This is a genomic window from Brevundimonas sp. EU05-FHT14B11 (assembly GCF_058790835.1).
The window spans coordinates 297,614-313,688 of the sequence record NZ_JBYTCY010000002.1; the positions used below are offsets into that span (position 1 = coordinate 297,614).

The following is a 16,075-nucleotide window of genomic DNA, read 5'->3' on the forward strand; positions in this document are numbered from 1 at the left end:
GGTGGCGACCGCCCCCGTCCTGCTGCTCGACCACACCGATTCCACCAATGCGGAGGCCCGTCGCCGGGCCGAGGCCGGCGAGGCCGGACCGCTGTGGATCGCCGCGCGCCGTCAGACCGCCGGCCGCGGTCGGCGGGGGCGGGCGTGGGAAGCCAACACGGGCAATCTGTTCACGACCCTGCTGACGACCACCCGCAAGCCGCCCGCCGAGGCGGCGCAGGTGACCTTCATCGCCGCCCTGGCCGTCGCCGACCTGCTGGACCGGTATGCGCCGCCGTCGCTGGTGACGATCAAATGGCCCAATGACGTGATGCTGGCGGGCCGGAAGGCCTGCGGCATCCTCGTGGAATCCGGCGCCCATGCGAGCGGCGGCCTGTGGCTGGCCGTGGGCATCGGGGTCAATCTGGCCGAGGCGCCGGCGGGGACTGAGCGTCCCGCAGCCGCCCTGTCGCACCATCTGTCCGCCGAACATATCGCCCCGCCGAAGGTGGAGGTCGCGGCCGAGCAACTGGCCGAGACCTTCGGGGTCTGGATCGACCGCTGGGAGACGCTGGGCTTCCAGCCGATCCTCGACGCCTGGGCGGCGCGGACGCCGGGCCTGGACGGACCCGCCGTCGCCCGGCTGGGCCACGAGACCGTCGAGGGCCGCGCCGAGGGCGTGGAGGCGGACGGGGCGCTGCGGCTGAGACTGGCGGACGGGAGCCTGCGCCTTATCTCGGCGGGTGACGTGTTCTTCGGGGAGGGCGGCTGAATGTTGCTGGCGATCGAACAGGGCAACACCAACACGCTCTTCGCGGTGCATGACGGCGCCGACTGGATCGCCCAGTGGCGCGCGGCGACCGATTCCCAGCGCACGGCGGACGAATACGCCGTGTGGCTGACCCAGCTTCTGACCATGCGCGGCCTGACCCTGGGCCAGCTGGACGGCTGCATCATCTCCAGCGTGGTGCCGCAGTCGATCTTCAACCTGCGCAACCTGTCGCGGCGCTATCTGAACGTCGAGCCGATGGTGATCGGCGACAATGTCGAACTGGGCATTCCGGTGCGCATCCTGAAGCCCAGCGAGGCGGGCGCCGACCGGCTGGTCAACGCCATGGGCGCGCACCTGATGTATCCGGGCGACCTGATCGTCATCGACAGCGGCACGGCCACGACCTTCGACGTCATCGCGGCGGACGGCGCGTTCGAGGGCGGCGTGATCGCGCCCGGCGTGAACCTCAGCCTGCAGGCGCTGCACGAGGCGGCGGCCATGCTGCCGCGCATCGCCATCCAGAAGCCCGGCAAGGTGATCGGCAAGGACACCGTCACCAACATGCAGTCCGGCGTGTTCTGGGGATATATCGCCCTGATCGAAGGCCTGGTGGCCCGGATCAAGGCCGAGTGGGGCAAGCCCATGACCGTCATCGGAACCGGGGGCGTGGTCTCCCTGTTCGAAGGCGCGACCGACAGCATCGACCGGTTCGATCCGGACCTGACCATCCGCGGCCTGCTCGAAATCTGGCGGCGGAACACCCATCTCAAGGACAAATGAAAAAACAAGCTGACGACGAATTCGTCTTCCTGCCGCTAGGCGGGTCGGGCGAAATCGGCATGAACCTGAACCTGTACGGCTACGGCCCCGAGCGTGATCGCCAATGGCTGATCGTGGACGTGGGCGTGACCTTCGGCGACCTGTCGACGCCCGGCGTCGATGTGATCGTGCCCGATCCGGCCTTCCTGGAAGGCGAGAAGATCCGCGGCATCGTCCTGACCCATGCGCACGAGGACCATATCGGCGCGCTGGGCTGGCTGTGGACGCGGATGAAGGCTCCGCTCTACGCCACGCCGTTCACCGCCTATCTGATCCGCGAGAAGCTGCGCGAGGCGGGCATCCTGGACCAGGTCGAACTGATCGAGGTGCCGCTGGGCGGCTCGATCAACCTGGGGCCGTTCGACGTCACCTTCGTCACCATGACCCACTCGATCGCCGAGCCGAACGGCCTGGCGATCAAGACGCCGCTGGGCACGGTGCTGCACACCGGCGACTGGAAGATCGACGACGATCCCATCATCGGCGGCGTCACCGACGCCAAGGCCATCAGCCAGCTGGGCGACGACGGCGTCCTGGCCATGGTCTGCGACTCGACCAACGTCTTCGTCGAGGGTTCGGCCGGGTCCGAGGGCGGGGTGCGCGACGCCCTGACCGAGTTGATCGGCGGGCTGAAGGGCCGCATCGCCGTGGGCTGTTTCGCGTCCAACGTGGCCCGGATGGACAGCGTGATCCGCGCCGCCGAGGCCGCGGGACGCCGCGTGTCGCTGGCCGGCCGGTCGATGCACCGCATCACCGCGGCGGCCAAGCACGTGGGCATGCTGCACGACATCAAGCCGTTCCTGAGCGAGCAGGAGGCCCGCATCTGGCCGGCCGATGAGATCCTGTACCTGTGCACCGGCAGCCAGGGCGAGGTTCGCGCCGCCCTGTCCCGGGTCGCCGAGGGCACCCACCCCTATGTGAAGCTGAGCAACGGCGACCACTGCATCTTCTCGTCGCGGGTCATCCCGGGCAACGAGCTGTCGGTCGGGCGTCTGCAGGACAAGCTCGCGGACCGCGGGGTGCGCCTCTACACCGAGAAGGATCACCGCGGCATCCACGTCTCGGGCCACCCGTGCCGGGACGAACTGAAGCAGATGTACGAATGGGCGCGGCCGAAGATCGCCGTGCCGACCCACGGCATGCGCCGCCACCTGGCCGAACACGCCAACCTGGCCAAGGACATGGGCGTTCCGGAAACGGTGACGCCGCGCAACGGCGACATGGTGCGCCTGGCCCCCGGACCCGCCGCCATCATCGACGAAGTGCCCTCGGGCCGCCTGTACGTCGACGGCGGGCGTCTGGTGACCGAACAGGGCGAGGCCCTGCACGAGCGGCGTCACGCCTCGACCAACGGCGTGCTGATCGTCAGCTTCGCCATGGACCGGCGCGGCAAGATCGTCAGCGACATCGACGTGCGGGCCATCGGCCTGCCGGGCGATGAAGAGGCGCCGCTGGGCGACGCCCTGGACGATTTGGCCGAACGGGTCGAGCAGACGGTCCTGAAGCTCAAGGGCCCGGCGCTGGAGGACGAAATGGTCATCGAGCAGGCCATCTCGCGCGTGCTGAAGAAGGCCAGCCAGCAGATCTGGGACCGCCGTCCGATCGTCGAGACGATCATCCTGCGGCTCTAGGAAGCGGGCCGGAACCGCGATCATCCGGGGTCTGTATGTCGCCGGGGCTTTGAAGCGGGCGGTGAGGTTCCTATAAGGAGCCGAATCCCCCGCCCAAGGTCTGCCCATGCCCGACGTTCCGTCCGAGTTCCGCTACAAACGCGTCCTGCTCAAGGTGTCGGGCGAGGTGCTGATGGGCGATCAGGGCTACGGCATCGACATGAAGACCGTGGCCTCGGTGGCCGGGGCCATCGCCGACGTGGCCCGCGAGGGCGTCGAAATCTGCCTGGTCATCGGCGGCGGCAACATCTTCCGCGGCCTGTCCAAGGCGGCGGGCGACATGGATCGCGCCTCGGCCGACTACATGGGCATGCTGGCGACGGTCATGAACGCCCTGGCCATGCAGGCCGCGCTGGAGAAGATCGGGGTCCAGACCCGGGTGCAGAGCGCCCTGACCATGAACGCGGTGGCCGAGCCCTATGTGCGCCGCCGCGCCCTGCGCCACCTTGAGAAGGGACGTGTGGTGATCTTCGCCGCCGGTGTCGGCGCGCCCTTCTTCACCACCGACTCGGGCGCCGCCCTGCGCGCCGCCGAAATGGGCTGCGACGCCCTACTGAAGGGCACCAGCGTGGACGGCGTCTACACCGCCGACCCGAAGAAGGACCCGACGGCGACCCGCTACGACACCCTGACCTACCACGACGTCCTGGCGCGCGACCTGAAGGTCATGGACGCCTCGGCCGTGGCCCTTATGCGTGACTCGGGCATTCCGATCGTGGTCTTCTCCATCCGGGAAGACGGGTCGTTCCGGAACGCCCTGACCGGGAAGGGCCACTTCACCGTCATAAGCGCCGACGGCAAGGCCGCCTGACAACCTTATAAGAAGACGAGAGAAACGATCATGGCCAAGCCCGATCTGAAGACCTACCGCGATCGCATGGACAAGGCGGTCGCCGCCCTGAAGGAAGAGTTCAACGGCCTGCGCACCGGCCGCGCCCACGCCGGCCTGCTGGATCCGGTGCAGGTGGAAGCCTACGGCTCGACCTCGCCGCTGAACGCCGTCGCCGCCATCAGCGTGCCCGAGCCGCGCCTGCTGTCGGTCAGCGTCTGGGACAAGGGAATGGTCGTCGCGGTCGAGAAGGCCATCCGCTCCGCCGGCCTGGGCCTGAACCCGATCCTGGACGGCCAGATGCTGCGCATCCCGATCCCGCCGCTGACCGAGGAACGCCGCAAGGAGTTCGCCAAGCTGGCCGGCAAATACGCCGAGCAGCAGAAGATCGCCGTCCGCAACGTGCGCCGCGACGCCAACGACGACCTGAAGAAGGCCGAGAAGGCGGGCGACATCAGCCAGGACGAGCAGAAGAAGATGGAAGCCGAGGTCCAGAAGGACACGGACGCGGCCATCAAGCGTGTCGACGAGGCCTTGAAGGCCAAGGAAGTTGAGATCATGCAGGTCTGATGGCGCGATCTGCCATAGGATAGCCGACGCATGAGCGCCGAACCTCTCAGTCCTGAGCCCCCAAGTCCTGCGTCTCCGGGGCCGCGCCATGTCGCGTTGATCATGGACGGCAACGGCCGCTGGGCCGAGGCGCGGGGCCTGCCGCGCGCCCTCGGGCATCGGGAGGGCGTGCAGGCGCTCAAGCGCACCATCCAGGCCGCGCCCGCGCTGGGCATCACCTGCCTGACGGTGTTCGGCTTCTCGACCGAGAACTGGCAGCGCCCGGCCGAGGAGGTCTCGGACCTCATGGGGCTGGTGCGCACCTATGTCGGCAGCGACCTGAAGCGGCTGGAGCGGGAAGGGGTGCGCCTGCGCATCCTGGGCCGCCGGCAGGGCCTGCCCGCCGACATCGCCGAGATCGTCGACCGCGCCGAGGCGACGACGGCCCACAACACCAAATTCACCCTGCAGGTCGCCTTCAACTATGGCGGCCGGGCCGACATCGTCGACGCCGCGCAGCGCTACGTTGACCGGGTCAGGGCGGGCGAGGCCGTCGAACCGCTGGACGAGGCCGCGCTGGGCGCAGGCCTGTCGACCGCGGGAGGACCGCCGGTGGATGTGATCGTGCGCACCTCGGGCGAATACCGGCTGTCGAACTTCCTGTTGTGGGAAGCCGCCTACGCCGAGCTGATCTACCAGGACATCCTGTGGCCCGACTACGGCGAGGCCGCCCTGGCTGACGTGGTCGCGCAGTTCCGCAGCCGTGATCGCCGTTTCGGCGGTCGTCCCGCCGCCCGCGTGGCCGGCTGATGGCGGTTCGGGCCGGCGACATCGGACTGAGAGCCGCTTCGGCCCTGGTGCTGGCGCCCGCCGCCGTCCTGGCCATCTGGGCGGGTGGCCTGTGGTTCCTGGGCCTGATGCTGCTTGCCTGCGTCCTGCTGTCGATCGAATGGGCGATGATGAGCGCCGCGGCCGCCTGGCGGCTGATGGCGGGCGCCGTCGGCTTCGGCCTGTTCGCGGCGGTGATCTCGGCCCACGTCGGCCAATTGTCCCTGGCCCTGGTGATGCTGGTGTTCTGCGCCGCCGCGGCCGGGATGTTCGCCCGCAGCCGCGGGCAGGAGGCGCTGGATGCCGCCTATGGGGTGCTCTACCTCGGCTGGCCCGCCGTTCTGCTGATCTGGCTGCGCGGTGCGGACACCGAGGCGGGACCGCATGTCGGCCTGTACTGGACCGTCTTCGCCTTCGCCGTGGCCTGGGCCTCGGACATCATGGCCTATCTGGCCGGCTCGACCATTGGCGGGCCCAAGCTGTGGCCGCGCTTCTCGCCCAACAAGACCTGGTCGGGCTTCATCGGAGGACTGGCCGCGGGGACCGTGGCCGGCGCCCTGATGGGCGTCTACCTGGACATGGGCATCGGCCTGTGGGGCGGCCTGCTGGGGCTGGCGGCCGCGATCGCCACCATGGCCGGGGACCTGTGGGAGTCCGCCCTCAAGCGCCGCTACGGGGTCAAGGACGCGGGCAATCTGATTCCCGGACACGGCGGCCTGCTGGATCGGGTGGACGGCCTGATGTTCGCCGCGGTGGTGGTGGCCTGCGGACGTCTGATCGCCGTCATGATGGGCGGAGGCGGAGCATGATCCGTCGCCGCATCACGGTGCTGGGCTCCACCGGCTCGGTCGGCTGCTCGACCCTGGACCTGATGGAACAGGCCGAAGCGGGCGGGGCGGGGGCCTTCGAGGTCGAGGCCCTGACCGGCGGCGCCAACATCGCCCGGCTGGCTGAACAGGCCCGCCGCTGGAAGCCGAAGGTTGCGGTGACCGCCGACCCGGCTCGCCTGGATGAATTGCGCGACGCCCTCTCCGGCAGCGGCGTCGAGGCCGCCGCGGGCGAGGCGGCGATCACCGAGGCGGCCTCGCGGCCCGCCGACTGGGTGATGGCCTCGATCGTCGGCGCGGCGGGGCTGAAGTCGGCCTGGGCCGCCGCCTCGACCGGGGCGACGCTGGCCCTGGCCAACAAGGAAAGCCTGGTCTGCTGCGGTCCGGCCCTGATCGAGCGGGTGCGCCGGTCCGGCGGACGTCTGATCCCGGTCGATTCGGAGCATTCGGCCATCTTCCAGGTCTTCCCGCACGACGCGCCGGAACAGGTCTTGAAACTGACCCTGACCGCGTCGGGCGGCCCGTTCCGCACCACCCGCGCCGCCGACATGGCCGCGATCACGCCGGAACAGGCGGTGGCTCACCCCAATTGGAGCATGGGCGCAAAGATTTCCGTCGACAGCGCCAGCATGGCAAACAAGGGCCTGGAGATGATCGAGGCGGCCTATCTGTTCGACATGCCGGCCGAGCGGATCGACGTCGTCGTGCACCCGGAATCGATCATTCACAGCTTGGTCGAATACATCGACGGCTCGACCCTGGCCCAGATGGGGCCGCCGGACATGAAGACGCCGATCGCCTGCGCCCTGGCCTGGCCTGACCGGATCGCCTGGCCGGCGCCGCGGCTGGACCTGGCCGCGCTGGGTCGGCTGACCTTCGAGGCGCCCGACGAGGCGCGCTTCCCGTTGCTGGGGCTGGCGCGCCGGTCGCTGCAGGCGGGCGGTGCGGCCCCGATCGTATTCAACGCCGCCAACGAGGTCGCGGCCCTGGCTTTCCTTGACCGCCGACTGGGCTTTCTCAATATTGCCGCAGTCGTCGCCGACACCTTGTCGCGCATAACGGCTTCGGGGGTGGATTCCGGTTCCCATAACGCTTGTGACGCGGCCCTGGCCGTGGACGCGGAGGCGCGACGGGTGGCGGAATCGATCGTTCGGGGTCTCGCGGCGGCGGCCTGAACGGCGGAGGACCCTTTTCGGCATGACGGGCTTTTTAGGCCAGGCGCTTATCTACATCGTGCCATTCCTGCTGGTGCTGACGTTCATCGTCACCATCCATGAGCTGGGCCATTTCCTTGTCGCGCGCGCCTTCGGCGTGAAGATCGACCGGTTTTCGATCGGCTTTGGCCGTTCACTGCTGAGCCGCGTCGATCGCCGGGGCGTCGAATGGCGCCTGGGCTGGATGCCGCTGGGCGGCTACGTGAAGTTCTCGGGCGATCTGGACGCGTCCAGCGTGCCGGACCAGGCCGGACTGGCCGAGCTTAAGTCGCGGGTGATCGCGGAGCATGGTCCGGGAGCCGAGCGCGACTATTTCCATTTCAAGCCGGTCTGGCAGCGCGCCCTGATCGTGGCGGCGGGCCCGGCGGCGAACTTCGCGCTGGCGTTGGTGCTTCTGACCCTGCTGTTCAGCGTGGTGGGCGAGCAGATCGCCGCGCCGCGCGTCGCCGAGGTGGAGCCCGGCGGCCCCGCCGCCGCCGCCGGTTTCCAGCGGCTCGACCTGATCACGGCCATCGACGGACGCCCGATCCGGGACAGCGGGGAAGTCACGCGCACCATCGTGCTGTCGGCCAATGACGCCCTGACCTTCACCGTGGAGCGGGGCGGGCGGACGCTGCAGCTGACCGCCACGCCCCTGCGCCGCCTGGAGAACGATCCCATCGCCGGCCGGATCTGGGTGGCGCGCACCGGGATGACGCTGTCCTCGCTGCCGCAGGACATCCACTACAACCGCCTGAATCCGATCGAGGCCGTGGGCAAGGGCGCCGACACCATGGTGTCTGTGGTCAGCAGCACCTTCCGCTACATCGGCCGGATATTCTCCGGCAAGGAATCCGGCGACCTGCTGAACGGTCCGCTGGGCATCGCCAAGGCCGCCGGGGGCGTGACCCAGCAGGCTGTCGCCTATGAGGCGCCGCCCGCCATCCTGATGCTGAATCTGATGCTGACCTATTTGCAGTTCGCCGCCATAGTTTCGATCGGAATGGGTATTGTTAATCTGTTGCCGATTCCCGTTCTGGATGGGGGCCACCTGGTGTTCTACGGCTATGAGGCTGTGGCGCGCCGGCCAGTCCCCGCCCGTGTTCAGGAGGTCGGCTACAGGGTCGGTCTTGCTTTGCTGGCGGGATTGATGTTGTTCGCAACCTGGAACGATCTCCAGAAACTGAGTTTGTTCAAATTCCTCGGCGGGCTCGCCTGATGAGCCAACGCCAGCCCCCGATGGTTCCCCGTATGATCCGACAAGACGCGTCCGCCCTTCGTTTCGCTCGCGCCGCGAGCCCCAGCCTGCTGGTGCTGGCGATCGCCGCCGGCCTGGCGGGACCGGCGCTGGCCCAGAGCGCGCCGCCCGCCGCGCCGGTCCTCCAGCCGGGCCCTCCGATCGAGGCCGCGCCCGCCGCCGCCCAGGCCGCCCCGGCGGCTCCGGCTCCCGCGGACCGGGTGCAGGTTTCCCGCATCCTGGTGCGCGGCAACCAGCGGATCGACCAGACGACGGTCCTGTCCTACCTGCCGATCCAGCCGGGCGACGTCGTCGACGCCGCCGTGCTGGACGTGGCGGTCCGGACCCTGACCCGCACCCAGTTGTTCGCCGACGTCCAGTTGGGCGTCCAGCCGAACGGCGACCTGATCGTCGAGATCGTCGAGAACCCGATCATCAACCAGGTGGTGTTCGAGGGAAACAGCGCGCTCGGCCAGGAGAAGCTGACCGAGGAAGTCACCCTGAAGCCGCGCGGCATCTACACCCGCGCCCGCATTCAGGAAGACGTCGGCAAGATCGTCGAGCTGTACCGCCTGTCGGGCCGTATCGGCGCGACCGTCACGCCCAAGATCGTCCAGCTTGAACAGAACCGCGTCGACGTGGTGTTCGAGATCAACGAAGGCCCCGAAACGGGCGTGCGCGCGATCACCTTCCTGGGCAACCAGGCCTTCTCGGACAACGACCTGCGCGAGGTCATGATCACCAAGCAGTCGCAGTGGTGGCGCCTGTTCTCCAGCACGGACAACTACGATCCGAACCGCCTGGACTACGATCGTGAGCAGCTGCGGAAATTCTACACCAACCGCGGCTACTACGACTTCCGCGTCCTTTCGGCGGTCAGCGAGCTGACGCCGGACGACTCCAACTTCGGCATCACCATGACGGTGGACGAGGGCGACCGGTACAATTTCGGGACGATCAACATCGTCACCGAGAACGACCGCCTGAACCCCGAATTCCTGCAGCTGCTGCTGCCGATCCACGAAGGCGACCTCTACGAGAGCGACAAGATCGAGACGGCCGTCGACGCCCTGACGTTCGCCGCCGGTTCGGCCGGCTACGCCTTCGTCGAGATCGAGCCCGAGTACCGCGCCAATCCGGAGACCGACAAGGTCGACGTGACCTTCAACATCAAGGAAGGCCAGCGCGTCTACGTCGACCGGATCAACGTGGTCGGCAACACCCGGACCCTCGACAACGTCATTCGCCGCGAAATGATGCTGAGCGAAGGCGACGCCTTCAACCGCACCCTGCTGGAGCGGTCGCGCAACAATCTGCGCGCCCTGGGCTTCTTCAAGGACGTGACCGTCGAGGAAGCCCGCGGCTCGGCTCCGGACCGGTCGATCGTCAACGTCACCGTGCAGGAACAGCCCACCGGCGAACTGTCGGTCGGCGCCGGCTTCAGCTCGGTCGACTCCTTCGTGCTGAACCTGGGCATCACCGAGCGCAACTTCCGCGGACGCGGCCAGAACGTGGTCGCCCGTCTGGAGTGGGGCTCGCTGCGCCAGCAGATCGACTTCCGCTTCACCGAGCCGAAATTCCTCGGTCGTGACCTGCGCGCCGGCTTCGACGCCTTCCACTCGCGCTACGACCTGAGCGAATATTCGTCGTACGACTACCGCTCGACCGGCGGCGGCGTGCGCCTGTCCTATCCGCTGAACGGCTTCACCCTGCTCAGCACCCGCTACTTCCTGAAGTCGGACGAGATCATCGTTCCGTCGGGCTATTGCAGCAGCAGCGGCTCGGGCTCGAACGCCCTGTGCGACCAGGTCGGCTCGTACATCAACTCCTCGGCCGGCTACACCATCCTGGTCGACCGCCGGAACGACCCGGTCCGCCCCACGCGCGGCTGGACGGGCACCCTGCGTCAGGACTTCGCCGGCATCGGCGGCGACGTGAACTATGTGAAGACCGAAGCTGAAGTGTCGGCCTACTGGGGCTTCTCCCCCGCCTGGATCGTCACGGCCCAGGCCTCGACCGGCTATGTCGCCGGCTGGGGCGGGGATCCGATCCGGATCAACGACCGCTTCTTCAAGGGCGGCAACAGCTTCCGCGGCTTCGAAACCGCGGGCATCGGTCCGCGCGACCTGAACACCACCGACGCGCTGGGCGGCAATTTCTACGTCATCGGCACGCTGGAGCTGACGGTTCCCAACTATCTTCCGGAAGAATACGGCATCCGGACCTCGCTGTTCACCGATGTGGGCACCCTGGGCGCGCTGGATGATCGTTACACGGTCACCTCGGCGGGGCTTCCCGACGCCAAGATCGTGGACGAGCTCGAACTGCGTGCGTCGGCCGGCATCAGCATCCACTGGCGTTCGCCGATGGGTCCGATCCGCTTCGACCTCAGCAAGATTATCGGCCAGGAAGACTACGACAAAACCGAAACCTTCCGCTTCTCGACTTCAACCCAGTTCTAACCGCGGGACGACGTCCCGCTCCAAAGGCCTGACCATGAAACTGTTCGCTATCGGCGCCTTCGCCGTCGCCACCCTCGCCGCCGGAACCGCCTCGGCCCAAGCCCAGGCCCAGCAGCCGGCTCCGCTCACGCACGGACCGGTCCTGGCGGGCGTCTGCATGTACAGCCCGCAAGCCCTGATCACGAACAGCACCGCCGGCCGTTCGCTGGCCACCGGCCTGCAACGCCTCGGTGAAGAAGTGCGTGGCGAGCTGGCCCCGTACGCCGCGACCCTGGAAACCGAAGCCACGGCGCTGCAACAGGGCGGCCAGGCCGCCGATCCGGACGGCTCGCGCGGCCGCGCCTGGCAGACCCGTCTGCAGGAAGCCCAGCAGCTGGAAGAGACCCGCACCAACGAGCTGCGCTACACCGAGCGTCTGCAAACCCAGACGATCGTCAACGCCGCCCGCCCGATCATCACCGCCCTTTATCAGGAGAAGGGCTGCAGCATCCTGCTGGACGGCGGTTCGGTTCTGGCCGTGAACCCGCAGATGGATCTGACCGAAGCCGCGATCCAGCGCCTGAACCAGGCCCTGCCGTCGCTGCCGCAGTTCACGCGCAGCGCCGTGCCGGTCCAGCCGCAGCAATAAGCCTGCGATCCGGAATGCCTGACCCGCGATTTTTCGAGAGCCTGCCGACGCTGGACGTCGCCGGGCTGGCCGAACGGATCGGGGCCGAAGTCTCGCGCGGCGGGGACCGAAAGGTCTCCGCCGTTGCGCCTTTGGGGACCGCCGGTTCGACCGAGGTCGCCTTTCTCGGCGACCGCAAATTCGCTGAACAGCTGAAGGCCACCGCGGCCGGCTGCGTGATCGTTCCGGCCGCCGCCGCCGACCTGGCGCCGGCCTCCGCCGCCGTGCTGGTGTCATCGACGCCCCAGGCCGCCTGGGCGGCGGCGTCACTGCTGTTCCACCGCCCGCATGCGCTCGACAAGGCCGCCGACCCTGTCTTCGCCGTCGAGGACGAGACGGTAGTGCTGGAGCCCGGCGTGGTGCTGGGTCACGGCGCCCGCATCGGCCGCGGCACCCGCGTCGGCGCCAATACGGTGATCGGCCCGGGCGTGCAGATCGGCCGCGACTGTCACATCGGTTCCAACGTCACCATCGGCTTCGCCCTGATCGGCGACCGGGTGAAACTGTATTCCGGCGTTCGCATCGGCGAGCCGGGCTTCGGCGCGGCCGGATCGCGCGTCGGACCGGTCGATGTGCCCCAGCTGGGCCGGGTCGTCATCCAGGACGGAGTCACGGTGGGCGCGAACACCTGCATCGACCGCGGCGCCTATGACGACACGGTCATCGGCGAGAACACCAAGATCGATAATCTGGTCATGATCGCGCACAATTGCACGATCGGCCGCAACTGCCTGATCGCCGCCCACACGGGGATTTCCGGGTCGGTGACGGTCGGCGACGGCGTCATGTTCGGCGGCAAGGCCGGCATCGGCGACCACCTGGCCATCGGCGAAGGCGCCCGGGTCGCGGGCGGCGCCGGGGTGCTGGCGAACATCCCGGCGGGGGAGACCTGGTCCGGTTATCCAGCGAAACCCATTCGACAATTCTTGCGCGAAACGATCTGGGTGTCCAAACAGGCGTCGAAGAAAAAGGACGACAGGGAGTAGAGCCATGGCCGACGAGAACGGCAGCATCGATTACGCCGAGGTGATGCGGCGGCTCCCCCACCGATATCCCTTCCTGCTCGTCGACAAGGCCGAGAATTTCGTGCCCGCGACCTCGATCACCGGGATCAAGAACGTCACGCATAACGAGCCGTTCTTCCCGGGGCATTTCCCGATCGATCCGGTCATGCCGGGCGTGCTGATCGTCGAGGCGATGGCCCAGACGGGCGCCTTGCTGATGTCCAAGACCATGGATGTCGCGGTGGCCGACAAGGTCATCATGTTCATGTCGATCGACGGCGTGCGCTTCCGCAAACCGGCCCGGCCGGGCGACCAGCTGCGCATGGAGGTCAGGGTGACCCGCGCCCGCGGCGACGCCTACAAGTTCCGGGGCGAGACCTTCATCGACGGCAAGCTGGCCGCTGAGGCCGAGTTCATGGCGATGGTCGTGACCGTCGATCAGCCGGCGACCTGATGGCCATCCACCCCACAGCCCAGGTCGATGCGTCGGCCAGACTGGCCGATGGCGTCGATATCGGCCCGTGGAGCATCATCGGGCCGAACGTCGTGCTGGCCGAGGGCGTGCGCGTCGCCAGTCACGTGGTGATCCAGCAGGACACCGCGATCGGCGCCGGCACGACGATCCACCCGTTCTGCGTCATGGGCGGGGACCCTCAGCACGGCGGCTACAAGGGTGAGCCGGTTGCGCTGGAGATCGGCGAGAACAACACGATCCGCGAGCACGCGACCTTCAACCGGGGCACGCCGGGCGACCGCAAGCTGACCACCATCGGCTCGAACAACCTGTTCATGACCGGTGCCCACGTCGGGCACGACTGCATCGTGGGCAGCAACGTGACCTTCGCCAACAACGCCACCCTGGGCGGTCACGCCCGGGTCGGCGACAAGGTCTTCCTCGGCGGACTGGCGGCGGTGCACCAGTTCGGGCGGATCGGGCAGGGCGCCATCGTCGGCGGCCTGTCGGCGGTGACGCGCGACGTGATCCCCTACGGCTCGGCCTGGGGCAATCACGTGCGCCTGCACGGGCTGAACCTGATCGGCCTGAAACGGAAGGGCTACGGCAAGGACGCCATTCGCCGCCTGCTGGCCGCCTATCGCGACATCTTCGAGGGCGAGGGCCTGTTCTCCGAGCGCCTGACCGAGGCGGCGGCGACCTATGCCGACCTGCCGGAGATCCAGGAGATCGTCGCCTTCATCCGCGAGGACACGCGGCGACCGGTCGCTCTTCCGGAACGCGGATGAGCGGCAAGCTGGCCCTGATCGCCGGAGGCGGGGCCTTGCCCGTCTCGGTGGCGGCGCGCTGCGAGGCCGAGGGCCGGCCGGTGTTCGTGATCCGGCTGGCGGGCTTCGCCGACCCGCATCTGGCCCACTATCCGGGCATCGACGCGGGCATGGCCGAGATCGGCAAGATCCTGTCGGCGATGAAGAAGGCCGGCTGCAAGGCGGTCTGCCTGGCCGGGACGGTCAGCCGGCCCGATTTCAAGACCCTGAAGCCTGACTTCAAGGGCGCGACCGTCCTGCCGGGCATCATCGCCGCCGCGACCAAGGGCGACGACGCCCTGCTGCGCAAGATCCTGTCGGTGTTCGAGGCCGACGGCTACCTGGTCGAGGGCGCCGACGACATCCTGGGCGGAGAGACCCTTCCGGCCGGAGCGCTGGGCCGGGTCCAGCCGAGCGAAGACCAGCTGACCGATCTGCGGAAGGCGCTGTACGTCGCCGAGAAGTCGGGCGAACTGGATATCGGCCAGGGCGCGGTCGTCTGCGACGGCCTGGTGCTGGCCGTGGAGGCCCAGGAGGGCACGGACGCCATGCTGATGCGCGTCGCCAGCCTGCCCGCCGACCTGCGCGGCTCGGCCTCCATCCGCAAGGGGGCGCTGGGCAAGGCGCCCAAGCCGATCCAGGACCTGCGCGTCGACATGCCGGTCATGGGCGCGCACACCATCGAGATGGCCGCCGCCGCCGGTCTGGCGGGCGTCGGCGGGGTGGCGGGCAAGCTGATCGTCATCGACCGTCCGTCCCTGATCGAGGCCGCCGACCGGCTGGGGCTCTATGTCTGGGGCGAGGACCGATGAGCCGTCCGCTGAAGATCATGCTGGTCGCCGCCGAGGCGTCTGGAGACGCGCTGGGCGCCGGTCTGGCGCAGGCGCTGAAGACCCGGCTGGGCGCGGACATCACCTTCGTCGGCGTGGGCGGGCCCAAGATGGCCGCCGAGGGGGTGGTCAGCCCCTTCGACATCGCCGAACTGTCCATCCTCGGCTGGATCGAAGGCCTGAAGGCCTATGGCGTGGTCAAGAAGCGGGTAGCCGACACCGTGGCCCATGCCGTGGCGGAGAAGCCCGACGCGGTCGTGCTGATCGACAGCTGGGGCTTCACCATCCGGGTGGCCAAGGCGCTGAAAGAGGCGCTGCCGGGCGTGCCCCTGATCAAATACGTCGGGCCGCAGGTCTGGGCCTCGCGGCCTGGCCGGGCCAAGACCCTGGCGCAGTCCGTGGATCACCTGCTGGCGCTGTACGCCTTTGACGCGCCGTGGTTCGAGCGCGAGGGGCTGGCGACGACGGTCGTCGGCTCGCAGGCCCTGCATGTGGACATGAGCGCGGCGGACCCCGCCGCCTTCCGCGCCCGCCGGGGCATTGCGCCGGACGCCGACCTGCTGCTGGTCCTGCCGGGCAGCCGCCCGTCCGAGATCCGGCTGATGACGCCTGTCTATGAGGGCGCGGTGGGGCGGGTGAAGCGCCAGAATCCGGCGCTGGAAGTCGCCGTGGTCGCCGCCGGCACCGTCGCCGAGGACGTGACCGGACGGATCGCCGCCTGGCCCTTCCGCGTGCACCTGGTGTCCGAGGCCGAGAAGTACGATGCGATGAAGGCCGCCACGGTGGCGCTGGCGACCAGCGGCACGGTCTCGACCGAGCTGGCGCTGGCCGGCGCGCCCATGGTCATCGGCTATCGCTTCCAGCCGCTCAGCTACGCGATCATGAAGCCCTTCTTCACGGGCAAGTACGCGACCCTGTTCAATCACGCGGCGGACGAGGAGATCGCCCGCGAGCTGATCCAGAACGACGCCACGCCGGAGAAGGTCGCCGCAGAGGTGGAGCGGCTGCTGGCCGATCCCGAGGCGCGCCGGACGCAGGCCGAGCGGCAGACGGCGGCGCTGGATCTGATGGGTCGCAATGCACCGGACCCGTCCAGCCTGGCGGCCGATGCGGTGCTGCGCGTCATCGCGGCCAGGGCGGGACGCTGAG

General features: G+C 68.6%; 16 protein-coding genes. All 16 read left to right on the forward strand.

Annotated elements, in window-relative coordinates:
- Position 1 precedes the first annotated feature (1 nt).
- Positions 2 to 751, forward strand: coding sequence for a biotin--[acetyl-CoA-carboxylase] ligase (locus AC3WRV_RS08880; protein ID WP_492312959.1), 750 nt, complete (start codon positions 2 to 4; stop codon positions 749 to 751).
- Positions 752 to 1,531, forward strand: coding sequence for a type III pantothenate kinase (locus AC3WRV_RS08885; RefSeq protein ID WP_492312960.1), 780 nt, complete (start codon positions 752 to 754; stop codon positions 1,529 to 1,531). It begins immediately after the preceding gene.
- A complete protein-coding gene (locus AC3WRV_RS08890) occupies positions 1,528 to 3,201 on the forward strand; it encodes a ribonuclease J (protein WP_492312961.1) in 1,674 nt (557 codons plus the stop codon). Before AC3WRV_RS08885 ends, AC3WRV_RS08890 begins: the two co-directional genes overlap by 4 nt.
- Before the next feature lie 106 nt (positions 3,202 to 3,307).
- Positions 3,308 to 4,051, forward strand: a complete 744-nt coding sequence (gene pyrH / locus AC3WRV_RS08895) for a UMP kinase (protein WP_291840567.1) — start codon at positions 3,308 to 3,310, stop codon at positions 4,049 to 4,051.
- 30 nt (positions 4,052 to 4,081) lie between these two features.
- The gene (frr, locus tag AC3WRV_RS08900; RefSeq protein WP_291840570.1) at positions 4,082 to 4,639 is read left to right on the forward strand and encodes a ribosome recycling factor; all 558 of its coding nucleotides are present in this window, start codon (positions 4,082 to 4,084) and stop codon (positions 4,637 to 4,639) included.
- Positions 4,640 to 4,669: 30 nt separating this feature from the next.
- Positions 4,670 to 5,428, forward strand: coding sequence for a polyprenyl diphosphate synthase (gene uppS / locus AC3WRV_RS08905; RefSeq protein WP_492312962.1), 759 nt, complete (start codon positions 4,670 to 4,672; stop codon positions 5,426 to 5,428).
- Positions 5,428 to 6,255: a phosphatidate cytidylyltransferase gene (locus AC3WRV_RS08910; protein WP_492312963.1), complete on the forward strand. Its 828-nt coding sequence runs from the start codon at positions 5,428 to 5,430 to the stop codon at positions 6,253 to 6,255. The genes uppS and AC3WRV_RS08910 overlap by 1 nt, the downstream gene beginning before the upstream one ends.
- Complete coding sequence (gene dxr / locus AC3WRV_RS08915) at positions 6,252 to 7,448, forward strand: 1-deoxy-D-xylulose-5-phosphate reductoisomerase (RefSeq protein ID WP_492312964.1); 1,197 nt, start codon at positions 6,252 to 6,254, stop codon at positions 7,446 to 7,448. Before AC3WRV_RS08910 ends, dxr begins: the two co-directional genes overlap by 4 nt.
- A gap of 22 nt (positions 7,449 to 7,470) precedes the next feature.
- Positions 7,471 to 8,685, forward strand: a complete 1,215-nt coding sequence (locus AC3WRV_RS08920; protein ID WP_492312965.1) for a M50 family metallopeptidase — start codon at positions 7,471 to 7,473, stop codon at positions 8,683 to 8,685.
- A 32-nt stretch (positions 8,686 to 8,717) separates the two neighbouring features.
- On the forward strand, positions 8,718 to 11,165 hold the full coding sequence (gene bamA / locus AC3WRV_RS08925) for an outer membrane protein assembly factor BamA (protein WP_492312966.1): 2,448 nt from the start codon (positions 8,718 to 8,720) through the stop codon (positions 11,163 to 11,165).
- 34 nt (positions 11,166 to 11,199) lie between these two features.
- A complete protein-coding gene (locus AC3WRV_RS08930) occupies positions 11,200 to 11,793 on the forward strand; it encodes an OmpH/Skp family outer membrane protein (RefSeq protein WP_291837274.1) in 594 nt (197 codons plus the stop codon).
- A 14-nt stretch (positions 11,794 to 11,807) separates the two neighbouring features.
- On the forward strand, positions 11,808 to 12,818 hold the full coding sequence (lpxD, locus tag AC3WRV_RS08935) for a UDP-3-O-(3-hydroxymyristoyl)glucosamine N-acyltransferase (RefSeq protein ID WP_492312967.1): 1,011 nt from the start codon (positions 11,808 to 11,810) through the stop codon (positions 12,816 to 12,818).
- 4 nt (positions 12,819 to 12,822) lie between these two features.
- Positions 12,823 to 13,290: a 3-hydroxyacyl-ACP dehydratase FabZ gene (fabZ, locus tag AC3WRV_RS08940; RefSeq protein ID WP_291837278.1), complete on the forward strand. Its 468-nt coding sequence runs from the start codon at positions 12,823 to 12,825 to the stop codon at positions 13,288 to 13,290.
- Entirely contained in the window at positions 13,290 to 14,078 is a 789-nt protein-coding gene (gene lpxA, locus AC3WRV_RS08945; RefSeq protein WP_492312968.1) for an acyl-ACP--UDP-N-acetylglucosamine O-acyltransferase, read from the forward strand. Before fabZ ends, lpxA begins: the two co-directional genes overlap by 1 nt.
- Positions 14,075 to 14,908, forward strand: coding sequence for a UDP-2,3-diacylglucosamine diphosphatase (gene lpxI / locus AC3WRV_RS08950; RefSeq protein ID WP_492312969.1), 834 nt, complete (start codon positions 14,075 to 14,077; stop codon positions 14,906 to 14,908). Before lpxA ends, lpxI begins: the two co-directional genes overlap by 4 nt.
- Positions 14,905 to 16,074, forward strand: coding sequence for a lipid-A-disaccharide synthase (gene lpxB, locus AC3WRV_RS08955; RefSeq protein ID WP_492312970.1), 1,170 nt, complete (start codon positions 14,905 to 14,907; stop codon positions 16,072 to 16,074). The genes lpxI and lpxB overlap by 4 nt, the downstream gene beginning before the upstream one ends.
- Position 16,075: the final 1 nt, after the last annotated feature.

Excerpts from the sequence above, each read along its gene's own strand:
- lpxA (WP_492312968.1), top strand. The coding sequence starts at position 13,290 with ATGGCCATCCACCCCACAGCCCAGGTCGATGCGTCGGCCAGACTGGCC.
- uppS (WP_492312962.1), top strand. The coding sequence starts at position 4,670 with ATGAGCGCCGAACCTCTCAGTCCTGAGCCCCCAAGTCCTGCGTCTCCG.
- AC3WRV_RS08910 (WP_492312963.1), top strand. The coding sequence starts at position 5,428 with ATGGCGGTTCGGGCCGGCGACATCGGACTGAGAGCCGCTTCGGCCCTG.
- frr (WP_291840570.1), top strand. The coding sequence starts at position 4,082 with ATGGCCAAGCCCGATCTGAAGACCTACCGCGATCGCATGGACAAGGCG.
- AC3WRV_RS08930 (WP_291837274.1), top strand. The coding sequence starts at position 11,200 with ATGAAACTGTTCGCTATCGGCGCCTTCGCCGTCGCCACCCTCGCCGCC.
- AC3WRV_RS08920 (WP_492312965.1), top strand. The coding sequence starts at position 7,471 with ATGACGGGCTTTTTAGGCCAGGCGCTTATCTACATCGTGCCATTCCTG.
- bamA (WP_492312966.1), top strand. The coding sequence starts at position 8,718 with ATGATCCGACAAGACGCGTCCGCCCTTCGTTTCGCTCGCGCCGCGAGC.
- lpxD (WP_492312967.1), top strand. The coding sequence starts at position 11,808 with ATGCCTGACCCGCGATTTTTCGAGAGCCTGCCGACGCTGGACGTCGCC.
- fabZ (WP_291837278.1), top strand. The coding sequence starts at position 12,823 with ATGGCCGACGAGAACGGCAGCATCGATTACGCCGAGGTGATGCGGCGG.
- lpxB (WP_492312970.1), top strand. The coding sequence starts at position 14,905 with ATGAGCCGTCCGCTGAAGATCATGCTGGTCGCCGCCGAGGCGTCTGGA.
- pyrH (WP_291840567.1), top strand. The coding sequence starts at position 3,308 with ATGCCCGACGTTCCGTCCGAGTTCCGCTACAAACGCGTCCTGCTCAAG.
- lpxI (WP_492312969.1), top strand. The coding sequence starts at position 14,075 with ATGAGCGGCAAGCTGGCCCTGATCGCCGGAGGCGGGGCCTTGCCCGTC.
- AC3WRV_RS08885 (WP_492312960.1), top strand. The coding sequence starts at position 752 with ATGTTGCTGGCGATCGAACAGGGCAACACCAACACGCTCTTCGCGGTG.
- dxr (WP_492312964.1), top strand. The coding sequence starts at position 6,252 with ATGATCCGTCGCCGCATCACGGTGCTGGGCTCCACCGGCTCGGTCGGC.
- AC3WRV_RS08890 (WP_492312961.1), top strand. The coding sequence starts at position 1,528 with ATGAAAAAACAAGCTGACGACGAATTCGTCTTCCTGCCGCTAGGCGGG.